The sequence below is a fragment of the Bacillus sp. FSL K6-6038 genome, from assembly GCF_038050455.1.
Taxonomy (GTDB): domain Bacteria; phylum Bacillota; class Bacilli; order Bacillales; family Bacillaceae_G; genus Bacillus_A; species Bacillus_A pseudomycoides.
In genome coordinates this window covers 62,543-86,935 of record NZ_JBBOUH010000001.1, presented here as the reverse complement: position 1 = coordinate 86,935, position 24,393 = coordinate 62,543, and the positions used below count along the sequence as shown (strand labels likewise).

The following is a 24,393-nucleotide window of genomic DNA, read 5'->3' as shown; positions in this document are numbered from 1 at the left end:
ATACCAAAAATGTGCTAGTGTCGTTATATTATGAAATCAATGTAATATTCTTAATTGTGTCTACTCATATATAAATGCTCTTGGATTCGTTTTAAACCTTCTCGTATTTTTTTCGCCCGAACTTCTCCAATTCCTTCTACATCATCTAACTCATTAATACTTGCACGACAAACGCCTTGCAATGTTTTAAATCGATTGATCAAATTTTCAATAATAAGAGGTGGTACCCGAGAAATTTTACTTGTAATCCTATATCCTCTCGGTGTAACACTTTCCTCTAAACTCATTTGCCCTGGGTAACCAAGCAATTTCACTAAATCACTATCTTCTAAAAGCTGTGCATTTGCAAGTTCCTGTAATTTTTTTAAAATTTGATAGTGATCCTGCGTCTTTTCTTGATAGTAGTCTTTAATTAATAATGCTGCCTCTGCTTCCAAATCAGCCAACAGCTCAGTAAGCTGTAAACGAATAAGTCTACCTTCTGTTCCTAATTCATGAATATAACTTAGAATTTCATTCTTAATACGGAGTACCATCTCGACACTATGTAGGACGTGGACCACTTCAGACATCGTAACAACTTCCTCAAATTCTAGAATACCCAAGTTCGTAATACCATCATTCCATACTGCTTTATATTTTTCTAAAGTTTGAATAGCCTGATTTGCCTTTGTTAAAATAACGCCTATGTCTTTTAGTGTATAACGTAAACCTCCCTGATATAGCGTAATTACGTTACGTCTTTGTGAAATAGCAACAACAAGACTTCCTGTTTGCTTCGCTACACGTTCTGCTGTGCGATGACGCATTCCTGTTTCAATGGAATCAATAGATGACTCGGGAACTAACTGTGCATTTGCAATTAAAATTTTACTTCCCGTCTCATTTAAAATAAGAGCTCCATCCATTTTTGCTAGTTCGTATAAACTAGCGGGAGAGAATGCACAATTAATGTGAAATCCTCCATCAACAATGCTTTTAATTTGATCATTATACCCAAGGACAATTAAGCCACCTGTTTGCGCACGAAGTACATTATCTATGCCTTCTCGCAAAGGTGTCCCTGGTGCAACAAGCTGCAAAATATTAATCATACTTTTGACACGTTGCTTGTTTTCTTCCATAGCCTAGCCTCCTAATGTCAAACGAAGCGCCTCTCCTAAATTGGAAACACCAACTACTTCAATCCCCTCAGGAATTGTCCAACCCCCTAAATTTTTTTGCGGGATGATGGCACGCTGAAATCCTAATTTAGCCGCTTCTTGTACTCGTTGTTCAATTCTCGATACCCTTCTTACTTCTCCAGTTAACCCAACTTCTCCTATTACCGCATCGGTCGGGGCAGTTGACTTATCTCGAAAACTCGATGCAATACTTAAAGCCACTGCCAAATCAATTGCTGGTTCATCCAATCTCAATCCTCCAGCAACCTTTAAATACGCATCTTGATTTTGCAATAATAAACCTGCTCTTTTTTCTAGCACTGCCATAATAAGTGATACACGATTATGATCAATCCCTGTAGCCATTCTTCGTGGATTTCCAAAACTAGTAGGAGAAATTAATGCCTGTATTTCTACTAAAACAGGCCTTGTCCCTTCCATAGAAGCAACAACTGTAGAGCCAGCAACTCCAACAGGTCTTTCCTCTAGAAAAATTTCAGAAGGATTTAATACTTCCGCAAGACCGAGTTCCTTCATTTCAAAAATACCCATCTCATTTGTAGAACCAAAGCGATTTTTAACCGCTCGCAAAATACGATATGTATGATGACGGTCTCCTTCAAAATAAAGAACCGCATCCACCATATGTTCTAACATACGCGGTCCTGCAATTGCCCCTTCTTTCGTTACATGTCCTACGATAAAAATTGGAATTCCTTTCGTTTTTGCAAGTTTCATCAGTTCCGCTGTACATTCACGTACTTGTGAAACACTACCTGGTGCTGAGGTTACTTCTGGCAAATAAATAGTTTGAATGGAATCAATGACAACAAAGGAAGGGTTCATTTCATCGATATGTGCCGCAATTCGCTGTAAATCTGTTTCCGAAACAACAAATAAGTTGCTTCCATTTACATGTAGACGATCTGCACGAAGTTTAATTTGTTTTGCTGATTCTTCACCAGATATATACAATACATCATACGAAGAATCTGCTAATTGCGATGATATTTGTAGTAGTAAGGTTGATTTTCCAATTCCAGGATCTCCTCCAATAAGTACGAGGGAACCGTCAACAATTCCTCCACCGAGTACACGATTAAATTCTTGAAATTTTGTTTCAATCCGTGCCTCTGACTTTGTTTCTACTTCTGTAAGACGCCTTGGCTTTGTTACTTCCGTTTGAATCGCATTTGCATAGTTGATGCGACGCGATGATACAACTTGTTCCATCTCTTCGACAAGCGTATTCCATTGCCCACATCCAGGGCACTTACCCATATATTTTGGTGACTGATAACCACATTCTTGACATATAAATTTCGTTTTCTTTTTAGCCATCTTGTTTTTACTTCACTTCACTTTCATCTATAAACATACATCCTTCTCGTACAAGAAAGAGGGCTATTATTTAGCCCTCCTTGTTTGTCTATACTTATTTTACCTTTTCTGCACTGCGAATGACAAATGATTCCCCTTCGGCGTCAAAGACAACTTTTTGACCTTTCTCAATTGCTCCTTTTAGAAGTTCTTCTGACAATCGATCTTCCACATGTTTTTGGATTGCTCGACGAAGTGGACGAGCACCATACTCACGATCGAATCCTTTATCAGCAATCGATTCAATTGCTGTACTTGTTAACTCTAATTCAATCTCTTGTTCTTTTAACCGATTTACTAATTGATTAACCATAAGCGTTACAATTTCTTGAATATGTTTTTTCTCAAGCATATGGAAAACAATGATTTCATCAATACGGTTTAAGAACTCTGGACGAAATGCTTTTTTCAATTCATCCATTACTTTACCCTTCATATCTGAATAATCACGACTCTCATCTTGTACGTTAAAACCGAGATGTTTATTACGTTTTAATGCTTCGGCACCAACGTTAGATGTCATAATAACAATTGTATTTCGGAAATCAACTGTACGCCCTTTAGAGTCTGTTAAACGCCCATCTTCTAGCACTTGCAGTAAAATGTTAAATACATCTGGATGTGCCTTCTCTACTTCATCTAGCAGCACGACAGAATATGGTTTGCGACGAACTTTTTCTGTTAATTGGCCGCCTTCTTCATATCCCACATATCCTGGGGGAGACCCCACTAAGCGAGAAGTAGAATGTTTCTCCATATACTCAGACATATCAATACGAATCATTGCATCTTCATCACCAAACATAGATTCTGCTAATGCACGCGCAAGCTCCGTTTTACCTACACCAGTCGGTCCTAAGAAAATAAATGAACCAATTGGGCGTTTCGGATCTTTTAAACCCGCTCTTGCGCGGCGCACTGCTTTCGCTACTGCGACAACAGCTTCATCTTGGCCAATTACACGGTCATGTAAAATGGATTCTAGATTCAATAATTTATTTGTTTCTGTTTGTGCAAGTTTAGAAACCGGAATACGCGTCCACGTAGAAACAACATTTGCAATGTCTTCTACTGTTACTTCTGAATTTTCTTTTCCTTGCTGCTCTTTCCACTGACGTTTTGTATCCTCTAATTTTTCACGTAAACGTTGTTCCATATCTCGTAAAGAAGCTGCCTTTTCAAATTCTTGGCTCTGTACGGCTGCATCCTTTTCTTTTCGAATTTCTTCAAGTTTCACTTCAAGTTCTTTTAAATCTGGTGGTGTTGTATAAGAACGTAAGCGTACTTTTGAAGCTGCTTCATCGATTAAGTCAATTGCTTTATCAGGTAAGAAACGATCTGTAATATAACGATCCGAAAGTTTTACAGCTGCTTCAATTGCATCATCTGTAATGGAAACGCGGTGATGCGCCTCGTAACGATCGCGTAACCCTCTTAAAATTTGAATCGATTCTTCTAAGCTTGGCTCGTCAACATGAATTGGTTGGAAACGTCTTTCTAGTGCTGCATCTTTTTCAATGTATTTACGATACTCATCTAATGTTGTCGCCCCAATACATTGCAATTCACCACGTGCTAATGATGGTTTCAAAATATTGGATGCGTCAATTGCACCTTCTGCACCACCTGCACCAATTAATGTATGAAGTTCATCAATAAATAGAATGATATTACCAGCTTGGCGAATTTCATCCATCACTTTCTTTAAACGATCCTCAAACTCACCACGGTATTTCGTGCCAGCAACAACTGTACCCATATCTAACGTCATAACACGCTTATCGCGTAATGTTTCTGGAACTTCATTATTTACAATTTGCTGTGCTAGACCTTCAGCGATTGCTGTTTTACCTACCCCAGGTTCTCCAATTAATACTGGGTTATTCTTAGTTCTACGGCTCAATACTTCAATAACACGTTGAATCTCTTTACTACGGCCAATAACAGGATCTAAGCGTCCTTCACGTGCAACAACTGTCAAATCTCGCGCTAAACTATCAAGCGTTGGTGTATTTGCATTTGCTGATGCACCACCTTGATGGCCTGATGTAGCTTCATTGCTTCCAAGGAGCTGCAATACTTGTTGTCTTGCTTTGTTTAAACTTACGCCTAAGTTATTTAAAACACGCGCTGCAACACCTTCACCTTCACGGATCAACCCTAGTAAAATATGTTCCGTTCCAACATAAGAATGACCTAGCTTACGTGCCTCATCCATTGATAACTCAATTACTTTTTTGGCACGCGGTGTATAATGAACAGTTTGAGACATCTCTGTTCCACGACCAATTAATGCCTCTACCTCTTTTTGTACCTTCTCTGGACTTAACCCAAGAGCAATTAACGCTTTAGCTGCAATTCCTTCCCCTTCGCGTACAAGCCCAAGTAAAATATGTTCTGTACCAATATTATTATGCCCAATGCGAATTGCTTCTTCTTGAGATAAAGCTAATACTTTCTGTGCTCTTTCTGTAAATCTTCCAAACATCATAGAAATCGCCTCCTACTTGCGCTCAATTTTGTTCAATTCGTAGTCTTTCACGGATTAATGTCGCCCTTCGATAATCCCTTTCTTCTGGGCTTAAAGGACCTCCAGCGTATTGCTGTAAAATTCCTGGCTGAGTTAGTACCATTAACTCTGTTAAAATATTTCTTGATATATTTTTTATATAATCAAGATCAATACCTAACCGCATATCTGACAGACAAGTAGCAGCTTCTGCCGATTGAATTAATCGACTATTAGCCAGTACACCGTAAGAACGATATACTCGGTCTTCCAGTTCAATACTTGAATTTTTCATAATTAGTTCTCGAGCTACTCTCTCTTGTTGTATAAGCTGATGAACAACACTCTCTAAATCTGCTATAATATCTTCTTCTGATTTTCCTAATGTCATTTGATTAGAAACTTGAAATATATTACCTAAGGCTTCGCTACCTTCACCGTATATTCCTCTTACGACTAAACCTAATTGTTGAATTGCTTGTATAATACGATTTATCCGTTTCGTCAAAACAAGTGCTGGTAAATGCATCATTACAGAAGCTCGTAACCCCGTACCAACATTTGTGGGGCAACTGGTAATATAGCCAAGCGATTCATCAAAAGCATATTCAACTGCTTTTTCAATCCATGTATCCATTTTGTTTGCGCTTTGCAGTGCTTCTGATAATTGCAGCCCTGAGAATAAACATTGAATTCGCACATGATCTTCTTCATTAAGCATCACACTTATATGTTCACTTTCTGATAGTAGACAAGTACCAAATTCTGTTCCAGCAAGATTAGGACTAATTAAATGTTTTTCTACTAAAACTCTTCGCTGAAGCGGTTTTAGTTCATTCATTTTTAATAGTTCAAAATTCCCGAGGGATTTCACTTTCTGATTTACAAACTTCTTTTGAAATAAATTAGTAATCTGCTTAGCTTCTTCATCAGTTTGTATAATAGGGAAATGATAATCTTTTAAATTACGAGCCAAACGAATACGACTACTTAAAACAATATCAGAATCGGGGCCATCTCCCCTCATCCACGGACTAATTGCTTCATTCATAATACGATCCAGTGACATAGAACTATTCCCCCCCTCTATGCTCACTAAGCTGATTTTCAATACTTCGGATTTGATCACGCGTTTGAGCTGCTTTTTCAAATTCTTCTTTCTGTACACATTGCTTTAATTTTAATTTTAGTTCATCTAATTCTTTCTTTAGATGAATATTTCCTCCCATACGCTCGGGAATTTTTCCACAATGATGTGTATGACCACCATGAAGCCGCTTCAACATTGGCTTTAGTTGTTCCTTAAATGTCTCATAACAAGAAGCACATCCAAAGCGACCTACTTTTGCAAATTGTTTATATGTCATATTACAAGTTGAACATCGTAATACTCTTGCATCTGAAAAACTATCCTCTTGGTTTTCAAACATTGATGGTTCTCCATGTAGCAATCCAGCTAGTAAGTCATGGAAGGAAAAACTAGATTGTGGTGATTGAAAGAAAGACGTATAGCCATTTTGCTCTGCACATTGCTCACAAAGATGAACTTCCGTCTTTTGTCCGTTTATTACTTTTGTATAATGTAATGCTGCTGGTCTTATATTACAATTTTGACAAGTCATCTTATATCCCCACCTTTACAATAGGAACGATCTACCTCATGATACTTTTTATACACCACTAGATTATTTTGTTCATTTAATCTTGTCTGTAAAAAGTCCCACTATAAAATGAATTACCGCTAAAAACATTTCTTAACAAAAGCTGTATTTATTTATATTTCAGTGTCCTTAACATTGCGCATAATATTCGAGCCCTAAGTTCATCTCTAGAAGGTAAATCCATTAATAATACAGATCGATCTAATACGCTCAGCATAAGTTTTGCTTCCCGATTGGTCACAATATCTTCTTCCACTAATCGTATAATGATACTTTCCGCATTCCCTTGCGCAATACTATGCTCGATCATATGAAGCATTTGATCAATAATGTCTATATCGTCATGCAATTTGACTTTGATAATGCGAATGTAACCTCCTCCGCCTCGTTTACTTTCAACTACAAATCCTCTTTCTAACGTAAAGCGAGTATTGATTACATAATTAATTTGAGACGGAACACAATCAAATCGATCCGCAATCTCATTTCTCTTAATCTCAATCACATTATTATTGCTTAAGTCAATAACTTGCTTTAGAAATTGCTCAATGATATCAGATATATTTCTCATTTATCCGCCACCTTTATTGACTTTGACTATCTTTGACTTTAATTATATACGTATTAAAGAAATTTGCAACTCTTTTGCTTCCTCACTATCCTAGCCAAAATTTCTTTTCTTTAATCACTACGTTTATATTTTATACAACAGAATTAACTTCTCATTTTTATTTGTACATATTAATACCAAATAAAAATATACAAAAAAGCACGAGTCAAATGACTCGTGCTTTAATTGCTTGGCGACGTCCTACTCTCACAGGGACAAGGTCCCAACTACCATCGGCGCTAGAGAGCTTAACTTCCGTGTTCGGTATGGGAACGGGTGTGACCTCTCTGCCATCATCACCAAACTATTGAAGGTATATTCCTTCAAAACTAGATAACATTTGCTTCATATTATATGGTTAAGTCCTCGATCTATTAGTATTCGTCAGCTCCACATGTCACCATGCTTCCACCTCGAACCTATCAACCTGATCATCTTTCAGGGATCTTACTAGCTTACGCTATGGGAAATCTCATCTTGAGGGGGGCTTCATGCTTAGATGCTTTCAGCACTTATCCCTTCCGCACATAGCTACCCAGCTATGCCCTTGGCAGAACAACTGGTACACCAGCGGTGCGTCCATCCCGGTCCTCTCGTACTAAGGACAGCTCCTCTCAAATTTCCTACGCCCACGACGGATAGGGACCGAACTGTCTCACGACGTTCTGAACCCAGCTCGCGTACCGCTTTAATGGGCGAACAGCCCAACCCTTGGGACCGACTACAGCCCCAGGATGCGATGAGCCGACATCGAGGTGCCAAACCTCCCCGTCGATGTGGACTCTTGGGGGAGATAAGCCTGTTATCCCCGGGGTAGCTTTTATCCGTTGAGCGATGGCCCTTCCATGCGGAACCACCGGATCACTAAGCCCGACTTTCGTCCCTGCTCGACTTGTAGGTCTCGCAGTCAAGCTCCCTTATGCCTTTGCACTCTACGAATGATTTCCAACCATTCTGAGGGAACCTTTGGGCGCCTCCGTTACACTTTAGGAGGCGACCGCCCCAGTCAAACTGCCCACCTGACACTGTCTCCCGGGTCGATAAGACCCGTAGGTTAGAATTTCAATACAGTCAGGGCGGTATCCCACCAGCGCCTCCACCGAAGCTAGCGCTCCGGCTTCAAAGGCTCCCGCCTATCCTGTACAAACTGTACCAAAATTCAATATCAGGCTACAGTAAAGCTCCACGGGGTCTTTCCGTCCTGTCGCGGGTAACCTGCATCTTCACAGGTACTATAATTTCACCGAGTCTCTGGTTGAGACAGTGCCCAAATCGTTACACCTTTCGTGCGGGTCGGAACTTACCCGACAAGGAATTTCGCTACCTTAGGACCGTTATAGTTACGGCCGCCGTTTACTGGGGCTTCAGTTCAGAGCTTCGCTTACGCTAACCCCTCTCCTTAACCTTCCAGCACCGGGCAGGTGTCAGCCCCTATACTTCGCCTTACGGCTTCGCAGAGACCTGTGTTTTTGCTAAACAGTCGCTTGGGCCTATTCACTGCGGCTTTCCGTTAAGAAAGCACCCCTTCTCCCGAAGTTACGGGGTCATTTTGCCGAGTTCCTTAACCAGAGTTCTCTCGCACACCTTAGGATTCTCTCCTCGCCTACCTGTGTCGGTTTGCGGTACAGGCACCTTTTATCTCGCTAGAAGCTTTTCTTGGCAGCGGGGAATCAAAGACTTCGCTCCATAAGGAGCTTCCCCATCACAGCTCAGCCTTCACGATAAGCGGATTTGCCTACTTATCAGCCTAACTGCTTGGACGTGCACAACCAATCGCACGCTTCTTCTATCCTTCTGCGTCCCTCCATTGCTCAAACGATAAAGAGGTGGTACAGGAATATCAACCTGTTGTCCATCGCCTACGCCTGTCGGCCTCGGCTTAGGTCCTGACTAACCCTGAGCGGACGAGCCTTCCTCAGGAAACCTTAGGCATTCGGTGGACGGGATTCTCACCCGTCTTTCGCTACTCATACCGGCATTCTCACTTCTAAGCGCTCCACCAGTCCTTACGGTCTGACTTCACTGCCCTTAGAACGCTCCCCTACCACTGATACCATAGGTATCAATTCGCAGCTTCGGTGGTGTATTTAGCCCCGGTACATTTTCGGCGCAGAGTCACTCGACTAGTGAGCTATTACGCACTCTTTAAATGGTGGCTGCTTCTAAGCCAACATCCTAGTTGTCTAAGCAACTCCACATCCTTTTCCACTTAATACACACTTTGGGACCTTAGCTGGCGATCTGGGCTGTTTCCCTCTTGACTACGGATCTTATCACTCGCAGTCTGACTCCTAAGGATAAGTCATTGGCATTCGGAGTTTGACTGAATTCGGTAATCCGATGAGGACCCCTAGTTCAATCAGTGCTCTACCTCCAAGACTCTTACACTTAAGGCTAGCCCTAAAGCTATTTCGGGGAGAACCAGCTATCTCCAGGTTCGATTGGAATTTCTCCGCTACCCACACCTCATCCCCGCACTTTTCAACGTGCGTGGGTTCGGGCCTCCATTCAGTGTTACCTGAACTTCACCCTGGACATGGGTAGATCACCTGGTTTCGGGTCTACGACCACGTACTAAACGCCCTATTCAGACTCGCTTTCGCTACGGCTCCGCCTCTTCAGCTTAACCTCGCACGGGATCGTAACTCGCCGGTTCATTCTACAAAAGGCACGCCATCACCCATTAACGGGCTCTGACTATTTGTAGGCACACGGTTTCAGGATCTCTTTCACTCCCCTTCCGGGGTGCTTTTCACCTTTCCCTCACGGTACTGGTTCACTATCGATCACTAGGTAGTATTTAGCCTTGGGAGATGGTCCTCCCAGATTCCGACGGAATTTCACGTGTTCCGCCGTACTCAGGATACATTCAAGAGAGAACGAAGTTTCGACTACGGGGTTGTTACCCTCTGTGACGAGCCTTTCCAGGCTGCTTCGTCTACCTCGTTCCTTTGTAACTCCGTATAGAATGTCCTACAACCCCAAGAGGCAAGCCTCTTGGTTTGGGCTAGATTCCGTTTCGCTCGCCGCTACTCAGGAAATCGCATTTGCTTTCTCTTCCTCCAGGTACTTAGATGTTTCAGTTCCCTGGGTCTGTCTTCCTTACCCTATGTATTCAGGTAAGGATACCATACCATTACGTATGGTGGGTTTCCCCATTCGGAAATCTTCGGATCAAAGCTTACTTACAGCTCCCCGAAGCATATCGGCGTTAGTCCCGTCCTTCATCGACTCCTAGTGTCAAGGCATCCACCGTGCGCCCTTTCTAACTTAACCAAACTAAAATTAAAAAAATATGAGCTACACTGTTATCTAGTTTTCAAAGAACATACATTTATTTCTGAGAGATAGTTCTCTCAAAACTGAACAAAACGAAACACGGAAACTTATATTGATGAACAGCGTTCATCAATTCTCCATAGAAAGGAGGTGATCCAGCCGCACCTTCCGATACGGCTACCTTGTTACGACTTCACCCCAATCATCTGTCCCACCTTAGGCGGCTGGCTCCAAAAAGGTTACCCCACCGACTTCGGGTGTTACAAACTCTCGTGGTGTGACGGGCGGTGTGTACAAGGCCCGGGAACGTATTCACCGCGGCATGCTGATCCGCGATTACTAGCGATTCCAGCTTCATGTAGGCGAGTTGCAGCCTACAATCCGAACTGAGAACGGTTTTATGAGATTAGCTCCACCTCGCGGTCTTGCAGCTCTTTGTACCGTCCATTGTAGCACGTGTGTAGCCCAGGTCATAAGGGGCATGATGATTTGACGTCATCCCCACCTTCCTCCGGTTTGTCACCGGCAGTCACCTTAGAGTGCCCAACTTAATGATGGCAACTAAGATCAAGGGTTGCGCTCGTTGCGGGACTTAACCCAACATCTCACGACACGAGCTGACGACAACCATGCACCACCTGTCACTCTGCCCCCGAAGGGGAAGCCCTATCTCTAGGGTTGTCAGAGGATGTCAAGACCTGGTAAGGTTCTTCGCGTTGCTTCGAATTAAACCACATGCTCCACCGCTTGTGCGGGCCCCCGTCAATTCCTTTGAGTTTCAGCCTTGCGGCCGTACTCCCCAGGCGGAGTGCTTAATGCGTTAACTTCAGCACTAAAGGGCGGAAACCCTCTAACACTTAGCACTCATCGTTTACGGCGTGGACTACCAGGGTATCTAATCCTGTTTGCTCCCCACGCTTTCGCGCCTCAGTGTCAGTTACAGACCAGAAAGTCGCCTTCGCCACTGGTGTTCCTCCATATCTCTACGCATTTCACCGCTACACATGGAATTCCACTTTCCTCTTCTGCACTCAAGTCTCCCAGTTTCCAATGACCCTCCACGGTTGAGCCGTGGGCTTTCACATCAGACTTAAGAAACCACCTGCGCGCGCTTTACGCCCAATAATTCCGGATAACGCTTGCCACCTACGTATTACCGCGGCTGCTGGCACGTAGTTAGCCGTGGCTTTCTGGTTAGGTACCGTCAAGGTGCCAGCTTATTCAACTAGCACTTGTTCTTCCCTAACAACAGAGTTTTACGACCCGAAAGCCTTCATCACTCACGCGGCGTTGCTCCGTCAGACTTTCGTCCATTGCGGAAGATTCCCTACTGCTGCCTCCCGTAGGAGTCTGGGCCGTGTCTCAGTCCCAGTGTGGCCGATCACCCTCTCAGGTCGGCTACGCATCGTTGCCTTGGTGAGCCGTTACCTCACCAACTAGCTAATGCGACGCGGGTCCATCCATAAGTGACAGCCGAAGCCGCCTTTGAATTTCGCACCATGCGGTGCAAAATGTTATCCGGTATTAGCCCCGGTTTCCCGGAGTTATCCCAGTCTTATGGGCAGGTTACCCACGTGTTACTCACCCGTCCGCCGCTAACTTCATAAGAGCAAGCTCTTAATCCATTCGCTCGACTTGCATGTATTAGGCACGCCGCCAGCGTTCATCCTGAGCCAGGATCAAACTCTCCAATAAAGTTAGTTTGTCTAGCATCTAAAATAAAAATTGACGTTTCACGTTGTTTGTTTCGTTCAGTTTTCAAAGAACTTTTGGTGGAGCCTAGCGGGATCGAACCGCTGACCTCCTGCGTGCAAGGCAGGCGCTCTCCCAGCTGAGCTAAGGCCCCAAAATAAATATCGGGAAGACAGGATTTGAACCTGCGACCCCCTGGTCCCAAACCAGGTGCTCTACCAAGCTGAGCCACTTCCCGAAGGAAAAACGCGCCCGAGAGGACTCGAACCCCTAACCTTTTGATCCGTAGTCAAACGCTCTATCCAATTGAGCTACGGGCGCATATGGTGCCGAGGGCGGGGGTCGAACCCGCACGGTGGTCACCCACCGCAGGATTTTAAGTCCTGTGCGTCTGCCTGTTCCGCCACCCCGGCATATCATATTGTAAATTGGAGCGGAAGACGGGATTCGAACCCGCGACCCCAACCTTGGCAAGGTTGTATTCTACCACTGAACTACTTCCGCTCGGTATGAAATTGATTTCGCTTATAAAGTGCGGGTGAAGGGAGTCGAACCCCCACGCCAAAGGCGCCAGATCCTAAGTCTGGTGCGTCTGCCAATTCCGCCACACCCGCGAATTATTATAAATGGTGAGCCATGAAGGACTCGAACCTTCGACCCTCTGATTAAAAGTCAGATGCTCTACCAACTGAGCTAATGGCTCGTACAAGAAAAACTGGTGCCGGCTAGAGGACTTGAACCCCCAACCTACTGATTACAAGTCAGTTGCTCTACCAATTGAGCTAAGCCGGCGTATATGGTGGAGGATGACGGGATCGAACCGCCGACCCCCTGCTTGTAAGGCAGGTGCTCTCCCAGCTGAGCTAATCCTCCATTTGCCTGGCAACGTCCTACTCTCACAGGGACAAGGTCCCAACTACCATCGGCGCTAGAGAGCTTAACTTCCGTGTTCGGTATGGGAACGGGTGTGACCTCTCTGCCATCATTACCAGACATTATTCATTTGAGACAATGATTATTATAACTTATTCACTTGAAAAGTCAACAAGTTTTTTTATATTCTCTCAAAACTAGATAACACTTGCTTCATATTATATGGTTAAGTCCTCGATCTATTAGTATTCGTCAGCTCCACATGTCACCATGCTTCCACCTCGAACCTATCAACCTGATCATCTTTCAGGGATCTTACTAGCTTACGCTATGGGAAATCTCATCTTGAGGGGGGCTTCATGCTTAGATGCTTTCAGCACTTATCCCTTCCGCACATAGCTACCCAGCTATGCCCTTGGCAGAACAACTGGTACACCAGCGGTGCGTCCATCCCGGTCCTCTCGTACTAAGGACAGCTCCTCTCAAATTTCCTACGCCCACGACGGATAGGGACCGAACTGTCTCACGACGTTCTGAACCCAGCTCGCGTACCGCTTTAATGGGCGAACAGCCCAACCCTTGGGACCGACTACAGCCCCAGGATGCGATGAGCCGACATCGAGGTGCCAAACCTCCCCGTCGATGTGGACTCTTGGGGGAGATAAGCCTGTTATCCCCGGGGTAGCTTTTATCCGTTGAGCGATGGCCCTTCCATGCGGAACCACCGGATCACTAAGCCCGACTTTCGTCCCTGCTCGACTTGTAGGTCTCGCAGTCAAGCTCCCTTATGCCTTTGCACTCTACGAATGATTTCCAACCATTCTGAGGGAACCTTTGGGCGCCTCCGTTACACTTTAGGAGGCGACCGCCCCAGTCAAACTGCCCACCTGACACTGTCTCCCGGGTCGATAAGACCCGTAGGTTAGAATTTCAATACAGTCAGGGCGGTATCCCACCAGCGCCTCCACCGAAGCTAGCGCTCCGGCTTCAAAGGCTCCCGCCTATCCTGTACAAACTGTACCAAAATTCAATATCAGGCTACAGTAAAGCTCCACGGGGTCTTTCCGTCCTGTCGCGGGTAACCTGCATCTTCACAGGTACTATAATTTCACCGAGTCTCTGGTTGAGACAGTGCCCAAATCGTTACACCTTTCGTGCGGGTCGGAACTTACCCGACAAGGAATTTCGCTACCTTAGGACCGTTATAGTTACGGCCGCCGTTTACTGGGGCTTCAGTTCAGAGCTTCGCTTACGCTAACCCCTCTCCTTAACCTTCCAGCACCGGGCAGGTGTCAGCCCCTATACTTCGCCTTACGGCTTCGCAGAGACCTGTGTTTTTGCTAAACAGTCGCTTGGGCCTATTCACTGCGGCTTTCCGTTAAGAAAGCACCCCTTCTCCCGAAGTTACGGGGTCATTTTGCCGAGTTCCTTAACCAGAGTTCTCTCGCACACCTTAGGATTCTCTCCTCGCCTACCTGTGTCGGTTTGCGGTACAGGCACCTTTTATCTCGCTAGAAGCTTTTCTTGGCAGCGGGGAATCAAAGACTTCGCTCCATAAGGAGCTTCCCCATCACAGCTCAGCCTTCACGATAAGCGGATTTGCCTACTTATCAGCCTAACTGCTTGGACGTGCACAACCAATCGCACGCTTCTTCTATCCTTCTGCGTCCCTCCATTGCTCAAACGATAAAGAGGTGGTACAGGAATATCAACCTGTTGTCCATCGCCTACGCCTGTCGGCCTCGGCTTAGGTCCTGACTAACCCTGAGCGGACGAGCCTTCCTCAGGAAACCTTAGGCATTCGGTGGACGGGATTCTCACCCGTCTTTCGCTACTCATACCGGCATTCTCACTTCTAAGCGCTCCACCAGTCCTTACGGTCTGACTTCACTGCCCTTAGAACGCTCCCCTACCACTGATACCATAGGTATCAATTCGCAGCTTCGGTGGTGTATTTAGCCCCGGTACATTTTCGGCGCAGAGTCACTCGACTAGTGAGCTATTACGCACTCTTTAAATGGTGGCTGCTTCTAAGCCAACATCCTAGTTGTCTAAGCAACTCCACATCCTTTTCCACTTAATACACACTTTGGGACCTTAGCTGGCGATCTGGGCTGTTTCCCTCTTGACTACGGATCTTATCACTCGCAGTCTGACTCCTAAGGATAAGTCATTGGCATTCGGAGTTTGACTGAATTCGGTAATCCGATGAGGACCCCTAGTTCAATCAGTGCTCTACCTCCAAGACTCTTACACTTAAGGCTAGCCCTAAAGCTATTTCGGGGAGAACCAGCTATCTCCAGGTTCGATTGGAATTTCTCCGCTACCCACACCTCATCCCCGCACTTTTCAACGTGCGTGGGTTCGGGCCTCCATTCAGTGTTACCTGAACTTCACCCTGGACATGGGTAGATCACCTGGTTTCGGGTCTACGACCACGTACTAAACGCCCTATTCAGACTCGCTTTCGCTACGGCTCCGCCTCTTCAGCTTAACCTCGCACGGGATCGTAACTCGCCGGTTCATTCTACAAAAGGCACGCCATCACCCATTAACGGGCTCTGACTATTTGTAGGCACACGGTTTCAGGATCTCTTTCACTCCCCTTCCGGGGTGCTTTTCACCTTTCCCTCACGGTACTGGTTCACTATCGATCACTAGGTAGTATTTAGCCTTGGGAGATGGTCCTCCCAGATTCCGACGGAATTTCACGTGTTCCGCCGTACTCAGGATACATTCAAGAGAGAACGAAGTTTCGACTACGGGGTTGTTACCCTCTGTGACGAGCCTTTCCAGGCTGCTTCGTCTACCTCGTTCCTTTGTAACTCCGTATAGAATGTCCTACAACCCCAAGAGGCAAGCCTCTTGGTTTGGGCTAGATTCCGTTTCGCTCGCCGCTACTCAGGAAATCGCATTTGCTTTCTCTTCCTCCAGGTACTTAGATGTTTCAGTTCCCTGGGTCTGTCTTCCTTACCCTATGTATTCAGGTAAGGATACCATACCATTACGTATGGTGGGTTTCCCCATTCGGAAATCTTCGGATCAAAGCTTACTTACAGCTCCCCGAAGCATATCGGCGTTAGTCCCGTCCTTCATCGACTCCTAGTGTCAAGGCATCCACCGTGCGCCCTTTCTAACTTAACCAAACTAAAATTAAAAAAATATGAGCTACACTGTTATCTAGTTTTCAAAGAACATACATTTATTTCTGAGAGATAGTTCTCTCAAAACTGAACAAAACGAAACACGGAAACTTATATTGATGAACAGCGTTCATCAATTCTCCATAGAAAGGAGGTGATCCAGCCGCACCTTCCGATACGGCTACCTTGTTACGACTTCACCCCAATCATCTGTCCCACCTTAGGCGGCTGGCTCCAAAAAGGTTACCCCACCGACTTCGGGTGTTACAAACTCTCGTGGTGTGACGGGCGGTGTGTACAAGGCCCGGGAACGTATTCACCGCGGCATGCTGATCCGCGATTACTAGCGATTCCAGCTTCATGTAGGCGAGTTGCAGCCTACAATCCGAACTGAGAACGGTTTTATGAGATTAGCTCCACCTCGCGGTCTTGCAGCTCTTTGTACCGTCCATTGTAGCACGTGTGTAGCCCAGGTCATAAGGGGCATGATGATTTGACGTCATCCCCACCTTCCTCCGGTTTGTCACCGGCAGTCACCTTAGAGTGCCCAACTTAATGATGGCAACTAAGATCAAGGGTTGCGCTCGTTGCGGGACTTAACCCAACATCTCACGACACGAGCTGACGACAACCATGCACCACCTGTCACTCTGCCCCCGAAGGGGAAGCCCTATCTCTAGGGTTGTCAGAGGATGTCAAGACCTGGTAAGGTTCTTCGCGTTGCTTCGAATTAAACCACATGCTCCACCGCTTGTGCGGGCCCCCGTCAATTCCTTTGAGTTTCAGCCTTGCGGCCGTACTCCCCAGGCGGAGTGCTTAATGCGTTAACTTCAGCACTAAAGGGCGGAAACCCTCTAACACTTAGCACTCATCGTTTACGGCGTGGACTACCAGGGTATCTAATCCTGTTTGCTCCCCACGCTTTCGCGCCTCAGTGTCAGTTACAGACCAGAAAGTCGCCTTCGCCACTGGTGTTCCTCCATATCTCTACGCATTTCACCGCTACACATGGAATTCCACTTTCCTCTTCTGCACTCAAGTCTCCCAGTTTCCAATGACCCTCCACGGTTGAGCCGTGGGCTTTCACATCAGACTTAAGAAACCACCTGCGCGCGCTTTACGCCCAATAATTCCGGATAACGCTTGCCACCTACGTATTACCGCGGCTGCTGGCACGTAGTTAGCCGTGGCTTTCTGGTTAGGTACCGTCAAGGTGCCAGCTTATTCAACTAGCACTTGTTCTTCCCTAACAACAGAGTTTTACGACCCGAAAGCCTTCATCACTCACGCGGCGTTGCTCCGTCAGACTTTCGTCCATTGCGGAAGATTCCCTACTGCTGCCTCCCGTAGGAGTCTGGGCCGTGTCTCAGTCCCAGTGTGGCCGATCACCCTCTCAGGTCGGCTACGCATCGTTGCCTTGGTGAGCCGTTACCTCACCAACTAGCTAATGCGACGCGGGTCCATCCATAAGTGACAGCCGAAGCCGCCTTTGAATTTCGCACCATGCGGTGCAAAATGTTATCCGGTATTAGCCCCGGTTTCCCGGAGTTATCCCAGTCTTATGGGCAGGTTACCCACGTGTTACTCACCCGTCCGCCGCTAACTTCATAAGAGCAAGCTCTTAATCCATTCGCTCGACTTGCATGTATTAGGCACGCCGCCAGCGTTCATCCTGAGCCAGGATCAAACTCTCCAATAAAGTTAGTTTGTCTAGCATCTAAAATAAAAATTGACGTTTCACGTTGTTTGTTTCGTTCAGTTTTCAAAGAACTCATTGCCGCCGAAGCGACTTTATCAATATAACATTTCGTTACATTTTCGTCAACAACTTTTTTATCTTAAAAGTTGTTTTCGTTTGTTTTCTTTGTTGTCTTTCGTGACAACGAATATAAATATACCAGTTCATTTATTAAAATGCAATAGTTTTTTCAATAAAATTTTTAACCTAATCAAAAAGTATAAAAACAGTATCAATCCCCCTACATAAAGACACCTTTCTTCTATATAGTAAATGAATCATTTTAACTTCATTATATGACAAAAAGAAAAGCTTTGGAGAAATCTCCAAAGCTTAGATTAGTCTTACTTATGACGCATCGCTGGGAATAACAGCACGTCGCGAATAGATGGCGCATTTGTTAATAGCATAACAAGACGATCAATACCAATTCCAAGTCCACCTGTAGGAGGCATACCGTACTCAAGTGCTTCAATATAATCATCGTCCATCATATGCGCTTCATCATTACCTTGCTCACGCTCTTTTAATTGCGCTTCAAAACGTTCTTTTTGATCGATTGGATCATTTAATTCCGTAAATGCATTCGCATGCTCACGAGCAACAATGAATAACTCGAAACGATCTGTAAAGCGTGGATCTTCATCATTCTTTTTCGCAAGCGGAGAAATTTCCACTGGGTGTCCATAGATAAATGTAGGTTGAATTAACTTTTCTTCTACTTTTTGTTCGAAGAATTCATTGATAATATGACCAACTTCCATTGTATCTTTAATTTCCACACCATGTTCTTTCGCCAATGCACGTGCTTCTTCCACGCTCATCGGGCTCCAGAAATCTGCTCCAGAATATTGTTTAATTGCATCTACCATGTGGAGACGTGTCCATTCTGGCTCTAAATTAATTTCTTGCTCACCGTACTGGATTGTTGTTGTACCTAGTACTTGTTTTGCAATATGAGCAATCATGTTTTCTGTTAGTTTCATAATATCTTTATAGTCAGCATATGCTTCATATAATTCGATCATTGTAAATTCAGGATTATGACGCGTTGACACACCTTCATTACGGAATACACGGCCGATTTCGTATACCTTCTCTAAACCACCTACAATAAGGCGTTTTAAGTGTAACTCAATTGCAATACGCATATATAATTCCATATCTAACGCATTATGATGCGTAATGAATGGACGAGCAGAAGCACCACCCGCAATCGCGTGCATCATTGGTGTTTCCACTTCAAGGTAGCCATTATCATCTAAGTATCTTCTCATTTCACGAATGATTTTACTACGAGTAACAAATGTTTCACGACTCTCCATGCTCGTAATTAAATCTAGGTAACGTTGACGGTAACGTTGTTCAACATCTTTCAATCCATGGTATTTATCTGGAAGTGGACGAAGAGCTTTCGTTAATAACGTAAATCCTGTTGCTTTCACTGAAAGCTCACCTACGTTCGTTTTGAAAACTTTCCCTTCAATTCCTACTAAATCACCTAAGTCAGCTGTATTAAATAATTCATATTGCTCATCTCCAACAGCATCTTTACGAACATAGATTTGAACTTGTCCGTGTAAATCTTGGATATGTGCAAAACCTGCTTTCCCTTTACCGCGCTTCGTCATAATACGGCCAGCAATAGAAACAGAGATTCCTTTCTCTTCTAATTCTTCTTTAGAGAACTCTCCATACAAGTTTAATAATTCTTCCGTTGAATTCGTACGTTCAAAACGTTTACCAAACGGATCGATCCCTTGTTCACGTAAGTTATGTAACTTCTCACGACGAACAAGCAATTGGTCATTTAATTCTTCGTGGTTCATGTTATCCATGGTATTGATATCACTCCAGCTCTATTAAATTTTACAATATATACAGTATATCATTTTCTACTCAACTAGAAAAACTGCCAGTAGCATACTGGCAGTTCTTCTTTCTTTCACGTAATTATAGGTAGTGAGAGAAGGAATGTCAAACGTTCTCTCTTTCCTCCTTTTAACCAACGTGAATTGTTTGTTGTTTTGCTTCTACTTCTTCTACAAATGCACCTAATAAAGAGGCAAGATCTTCACGAGTATCACAAGTATTAATTGCATTACGTACTCTCGCATTACCACGAACACCTTTTAAATACCAAGCTGCATGCTTTCTCATCTCTCTTACTGCAATATCTTCATTCTTTAAGTCAATAAGACGATCTAAGTGCAACATACATACATCCATTTTCTCACGCACTGTTGGTTCCGGCATTAATTCCCCTGTTTCTAAATACTTTACCGTACGATAAATCATCCATGGATCCCCAAGAGCTGCACGTCCAATCATAACGCCATCTACCCCTACTTCATCAAGCATACGTTTCGCATCTTGAGGAGTTTCTATGTCACCATTTCCAATAACAGGAATATTTACAGATTGTTTTACCTGTTTAATAATATCCCAATCCGCTTTCCCTTCATACATTTGAACACGTGTACGTCCATGAACCGCTACCGCTTGACCGCCTGCACGTTCCACAGCTCTAGCATTTTCAATTGCGAAAATGTGGTCTTCATCCCAGCCAATACGCATTTTAACTGTAACTGGTTTTTCAACAGCATCTACAACGGCCGCTACCATTTCATATACTTTATCTGGATCTAATAACCACTTTGCACCAGCATCACACTTCGTAATTTTCGGAACTGGGCAACCCATATTGATATCGATAATATCCGCCGTTGTGTTTTTATCTACATATTTCGCAGCACCAACAAGCGTTTCTTTCTCACCGCCAAAAATTTGTAAACTTAGCGGCTTCTCTCTCTCATCGATATATAACATATCTAATGTTTTTTGGTTATTAAATAAAATCGCCTTATCACTTACCATTTCAGCACATACTAAACCTGCACCAAATTCTTTTACTGTTAAACGGAATGCAGAGTTACACACTCCCGCCATCGGTGCTAGTACAACTGGATTCTTCATCTCAATGTTTGCAATCTTTAACACTCTAGTGTCTCCTTTCTTTGCCCTCACTTTGGCATTAATTCATCTATTGAAATATTTAATGTCTTAGCAACTTCTACTACAAAATCTTGAGAAGGGGTTCTATTCCCTCTCTCTACTTCTCCTAAAACAGATACAGATACCCCTAATTCCTTTGCAAAACCTTCTTGCGTATAACCTTTCAACTTCCGAAAAGCACGAATGCGTCTTCCCCATTTTTCTGCTTCCATACCGTTACTCCCTCTCGCCTTTTCATTTCATCTATTTGCGAACGTGAAATGTTTTGTTTTATATCTTGATTGATCTCTAACAACGGAACGATAACAAAAGCTCTTTCGAACATCCGCGGATGCGGCACAATAAGATTCTCTGCTTCAATATTTTCTTGATTATAGAGCAAAATGTCAATGTCAATGGTTCGCGGGCCCCATCTGATTTCCCTTTTTCTTCCTAAATCTATCTCAACCTTTTGCGTTACTTTCAACAATTCTTGCGGCAGTAAATTGGTAGAAATTTTTATAACTAAATTTAAAAAACGATTTTGATCTGTATATCCCACTGGATCTGTTTCATATACAGAAGAGACATCCTCCACTTGAATATGAGGATTTTTATTTAACAGCTCAATCGCTTGCAATAAATAAACATAACGATCACCAATATTTGATCCTAACGCAACATATACTACATTTTTCACGGTCGGCCTCTCGTAATTTCTACCGCCACAGCACGATAGTGCCCTGGTATTGGTGGATCCGGTTTAACAACCTTTACTGTACATCGCAAAATACTTACGTACTGATTCAATATATTCGCCGCTATATTTTCCGCAATACTTTCTACAAGCTTATATGTTCGATCTTCTACCACTTGTCTACAAAGTTCAAAGAGCTCCCCGTAGTTTACCGAATGCTCTAAGTTATCACTTTCGCCCGCTTGTTTTAAATCCAGTTCCACTGTTAAATCCACTTTAAACCTTTGCCCCAATTTATTCTCTTCTGGAAATACGCCATGATAGCCATAAAACTCCATATCATGAATATAAATTTTATCCAATCATTTTACCCCCTTGCCAATCATTGCATCCATCATCTTTGCCATACGTGCCATTCCCTTCACATCATGAACACGAATCATTTCACAGCCTTTATCAATACCAAGACAAATCGATGCTCCCGTGCCTTCTACACGTTCCTCTACCGGCAAATCTAAAACATGACCGATAAACGATTTTCTCGAAGTTGCAAGAAGGACTGGATACCCTAACACATGTAATTTTTCTAGATTGCGCATGACTTCTAAATTTTGTTCTGGCGTCTTCGCGAAACCGATACCCGGATCTAAAACGATATTCTCATCAGGGACACCTGCACCTTTTGCAATTTTAACACTCTCATATAGATCCGCAATCATATCCGCAATAAGATTACGGTAATTTGTGTTATCACGATTATGCATTAAAATTATCGGCACATTATAATGTGCCGCAACTTCTGCAATTTTCGGTTCTGCCTTCGCTCCCCAGATATCATTAATAATATGAGCACCCGCTTCAATTGCTTGCTTGGCTACTTCAGCTTTATACGTATCAATAGAAATAGGCACTTTCACTTCTTTCGAAACCGCTTGAATCATCGGGATTACGCGCCCTAACTCTTCTTCCACCGAAACTTTCGCGAAACCAGGACGAGTTGATTCTCCACCGATATCAATAATATCAGCTCCATTACTCACCATTTCTCTCGCATGACTTACAGCTGCGTTCATCTCATCGTAGTTTCCACCATCTGAGAATGAATCTGGTGTAACATTTAAAATCCCCATGATTAATGTCTTTGTATTTAAATCCAATGTATATTCGCCGCAGCGCAAATCATAATTCCACTTCACACTACACATCTCCTCTTCGCAGTTCATTTCGGCTCCAAAGATTTTCTCTATGCATTTCATATACATACATTAGAGACTTTGTAACCTTTCCTTCTTTACCAGGGAAATTAAATTCTCCAATCTGATTAAGCGGGACAATTTCTTGAATAGAATTCGTTACAAACACCTCATCAGCGGAAAGTAACTCCTTTTGTGTAAAGAAACCTTCTTCCACATGTACATCTAATATTTCAGCAATCCTTATAATAAACGCACGAGTGATTCCATTTAAAATCCCAGTTTCAAGTGAAGGTGTATATAAGATACCCTCCTTTACAAAAAAGAGATTCGAAACAATCCCCTCCGCTACGTGGCCTGCTTCAGTAAAAAAAATCCCTTCTTTGTTCACAACATTTCCAATTTCACGTTTTCCTAAAATGTTATTTAAATAATGATGGGACTTTAAACGAAATGCTCCTTCCGGCGTATTTCGTATTTGCTTCAAAATAACGCCTTCCTTTTCCATCACTACACCAGGGACCGCCAAAGGCTTTATAAACACAATAACAGAGGGCTCTTCATAAACCTCTGTTTGTAAACCTATTTCATCTATACCAGCCGATACATTAAAGCGCACATATGCATGGTCTATCCTATTCCTTACAAGTAACTCCTGTAAAATGCACAGCACATCATCTTTCGTCATCGTCCATTTGATTTGCAACGTAGAAAGAGCATCCATTAAACGTTCATAGTGGTCATCTAATAAAAACGGATGACCATTATAAATACGAAACGTCTCAAAAACACCTAACCCATATAAATACCCATGATCATATGGAGAGATTTTCGCTTCATCCGCTTCCACATACGTGCCATTCACATAAATTAACATGATGATATACTCGGACTATAACTCCGAATAAAGTTCTGCAGCAATTCTTTCCCATGTGAAGTCATAATGGATTCTGGATGAAACTGCACTCCTTCAATTGGCAATGTTTTATGACGAAGCGCCATAATCTCTCCCTCTTCTGTCCAAGATGTCACTTCTAAACATTCTGGCAATGTTTCTTTTTTTACAATAAGAGAATGATAACGCGTTGCTGTAAATGGATTTGGAATGTCTGCAAAAATCATTTTTCCATCATGATACATAAGAGAAGTTTTTCCATGCATTAAACGATCCGCACGAACAACATCGCCTCCGAACACCTGTGCAATCGATTGATGACCTAGACACACACCAAAAATAGGAATCTTTCCTGCAAAATATTTAATGACATCCATACTTATACCAGCTTCATTCGGACTACAAGGACCTGGTGAAATCATAAGAAAGTCAGGTTTCATTTGTTCAATATCTAAAATTGTAATTTCATCATTGCGCTTGACGATAAGCTCTTGTCCAAGTTCTCCAAGAAATTGCACTAAATTAAATGTAAAAGAATCATAATTATCAATCATCAATATCATTTC

General features: G+C 43.5%; 14 protein-coding genes, 9 tRNA genes and 6 rRNA genes. All 29 read right to left on the bottom strand.

Features of this window, described 5'->3' with window-relative positions:
* Nucleotides 1-50: 50 nt before the first annotated feature.
* Nucleotides 51-1,124, bottom strand: coding sequence for a DNA integrity scanning diadenylate cyclase DisA (disA, locus tag NSQ40_RS00485; RefSeq protein WP_003194305.1), 1,074 nt, complete (start codon nucleotides 1,122-1,124; stop codon nucleotides 51-53).
* A 3-nt stretch (nucleotides 1,125-1,127) separates the two neighbouring features.
* On the bottom strand, nucleotides 1,128-2,504 hold the full coding sequence (radA, locus tag NSQ40_RS00480; protein WP_003194303.1) for a DNA repair protein RadA: 1,377 nt from the start codon (nucleotides 2,502-2,504) through the stop codon (nucleotides 1,128-1,130).
* Between the two features lie 94 nt (nucleotides 2,505-2,598).
* Nucleotides 2,599-5,034, bottom strand: coding sequence for an ATP-dependent protease ATP-binding subunit ClpC (clpC, locus tag NSQ40_RS00475; RefSeq protein ID WP_003194302.1), 2,436 nt, complete (start codon nucleotides 5,032-5,034; stop codon nucleotides 2,599-2,601).
* Between the two features lie 22 nt (nucleotides 5,035-5,056).
* Complete coding sequence (locus NSQ40_RS00470) at nucleotides 5,057-6,121, bottom strand: protein arginine kinase (RefSeq protein ID WP_003194301.1); 1,065 nt, start codon at nucleotides 6,119-6,121, stop codon at nucleotides 5,057-5,059.
* A 4-nt stretch (nucleotides 6,122-6,125) separates the two neighbouring features.
* The gene (locus tag NSQ40_RS00465) at nucleotides 6,126-6,674 is read right to left on the bottom strand and encodes a UvrB/UvrC motif-containing protein (protein ID WP_003194299.1); all 549 of its coding nucleotides are present in this window, start codon (nucleotides 6,672-6,674) and stop codon (nucleotides 6,126-6,128) included.
* A 148-nt stretch (nucleotides 6,675-6,822) separates the two neighbouring features.
* On the bottom strand, nucleotides 6,823-7,284 hold the full coding sequence (locus NSQ40_RS00460; protein ID WP_003194296.1) for a CtsR family transcriptional regulator: 462 nt from the start codon (nucleotides 7,282-7,284) through the stop codon (nucleotides 6,823-6,825).
* Between the two features lie 227 nt (nucleotides 7,285-7,511).
* Nucleotides 7,512-7,627: ribosomal RNA gene (gene rrf, locus NSQ40_RS00455) — 5S ribosomal RNA — on the bottom strand.
* A gap of 50 nt (nucleotides 7,628-7,677) precedes the next feature.
* A 23S ribosomal RNA gene (locus NSQ40_RS00450) occupies nucleotides 7,678-10,599 on the bottom strand.
* Between the two features lie 146 nt (nucleotides 10,600-10,745).
* Nucleotides 10,746-12,297 (bottom strand): 16S ribosomal RNA (locus NSQ40_RS00445).
* A 75-nt stretch (nucleotides 12,298-12,372) separates the two neighbouring features.
* Nucleotides 12,373-12,448 (bottom strand) — tRNA-Ala (locus NSQ40_RS00440).
* Nucleotides 12,449-12,458: 10 nt separating this feature from the next.
* Nucleotides 12,459-12,532, bottom strand: a tRNA-Pro gene (locus NSQ40_RS00435).
* Between the two features lie 9 nt (nucleotides 12,533-12,541).
* Nucleotides 12,542-12,615, bottom strand: a tRNA-Arg gene (locus NSQ40_RS00430).
* A gap of 3 nt (nucleotides 12,616-12,618) precedes the next feature.
* Nucleotides 12,619-12,707, bottom strand: a tRNA-Leu gene (locus NSQ40_RS00425).
* A 16-nt stretch (nucleotides 12,708-12,723) separates the two neighbouring features.
* Nucleotides 12,724-12,798: transfer RNA gene (locus tag NSQ40_RS00420), tRNA-Gly, on the bottom strand.
* A gap of 29 nt (nucleotides 12,799-12,827) precedes the next feature.
* Nucleotides 12,828-12,908, bottom strand: a tRNA-Leu gene (locus tag NSQ40_RS00415).
* Between the two features lie 13 nt (nucleotides 12,909-12,921).
* A tRNA-Lys gene (locus NSQ40_RS00410) sits at nucleotides 12,922-12,997 on the bottom strand.
* A 13-nt stretch (nucleotides 12,998-13,010) separates the two neighbouring features.
* A tRNA-Thr gene (locus NSQ40_RS00405) sits at nucleotides 13,011-13,086 on the bottom strand.
* A gap of 5 nt (nucleotides 13,087-13,091) precedes the next feature.
* Nucleotides 13,092-13,167, bottom strand: a tRNA-Val gene (locus NSQ40_RS00400).
* A gap of 4 nt (nucleotides 13,168-13,171) precedes the next feature.
* Nucleotides 13,172-13,287, bottom strand: a 5S ribosomal RNA gene (rrf, locus tag NSQ40_RS00395).
* A 102-nt stretch (nucleotides 13,288-13,389) separates the two neighbouring features.
* Nucleotides 13,390-16,311: ribosomal RNA gene (locus NSQ40_RS00390) — 23S ribosomal RNA — on the bottom strand.
* 146 nt (nucleotides 16,312-16,457) lie between these two features.
* Nucleotides 16,458-18,009: ribosomal RNA gene (locus tag NSQ40_RS00385) — 16S ribosomal RNA — on the bottom strand.
* The 16S, 23S and 5S rRNA genes sit together here with 9 tRNA genes alongside, the layout of an rRNA operon.
* A gap of 383 nt (nucleotides 18,010-18,392) precedes the next feature.
* Entirely contained in the window at nucleotides 18,393-19,886 is a 1,494-nt protein-coding gene (lysS, locus tag NSQ40_RS00380; RefSeq protein ID WP_003194294.1) for a lysine--tRNA ligase, read from the bottom strand.
* A gap of 163 nt (nucleotides 19,887-20,049) precedes the next feature.
* Nucleotides 20,050-21,048, bottom strand: a complete 999-nt coding sequence (gene dusB / locus NSQ40_RS00375; protein ID WP_003194292.1) for a tRNA dihydrouridine synthase DusB — start codon at nucleotides 21,046-21,048, stop codon at nucleotides 20,050-20,052.
* 23 nt (nucleotides 21,049-21,071) lie between these two features.
* Nucleotides 21,072-21,275, bottom strand: a complete 204-nt coding sequence (locus tag NSQ40_RS00370; protein WP_000387032.1) for a helix-turn-helix domain-containing protein — start codon at nucleotides 21,273-21,275, stop codon at nucleotides 21,072-21,074.
* A complete protein-coding gene (gene folK, locus NSQ40_RS00365) occupies nucleotides 21,227-21,742 on the bottom strand; it encodes a 2-amino-4-hydroxy-6-hydroxymethyldihydropteridine diphosphokinase (RefSeq protein WP_098715615.1) in 516 nt (171 codons plus the stop codon). The genes NSQ40_RS00370 and folK overlap by 49 nt, the downstream gene beginning before the upstream one ends.
* Complete coding sequence (folB, locus tag NSQ40_RS00360; protein WP_003194288.1) at nucleotides 21,739-22,101, bottom strand: dihydroneopterin aldolase; 363 nt, start codon at nucleotides 22,099-22,101, stop codon at nucleotides 21,739-21,741. The genes folK and folB overlap by 4 nt, the downstream gene beginning before the upstream one ends.
* Entirely contained in the window at nucleotides 22,102-22,962 is an 861-nt protein-coding gene (gene folP / locus NSQ40_RS00355; protein WP_097786808.1) for a dihydropteroate synthase, read from the bottom strand. It lies immediately after the preceding gene.
* Nucleotides 22,937-23,809: an aminodeoxychorismate lyase gene (pabC, locus tag NSQ40_RS00350; RefSeq protein WP_018783073.1), complete on the bottom strand. Its 873-nt coding sequence runs from the start codon at nucleotides 23,807-23,809 to the stop codon at nucleotides 22,937-22,939. Before pabC ends, folP begins: the two co-directional genes overlap by 26 nt.
* Nucleotides 23,803-24,390: an aminodeoxychorismate/anthranilate synthase component II gene (gene pabA / locus NSQ40_RS00345; protein ID WP_033795812.1), complete on the bottom strand. Its 588-nt coding sequence runs from the start codon at nucleotides 24,388-24,390 to the stop codon at nucleotides 23,803-23,805. Before pabA ends, pabC begins: the two co-directional genes overlap by 7 nt.
* Between the last annotated feature and the right edge of the window lie 3 nt (nucleotides 24,391-24,393).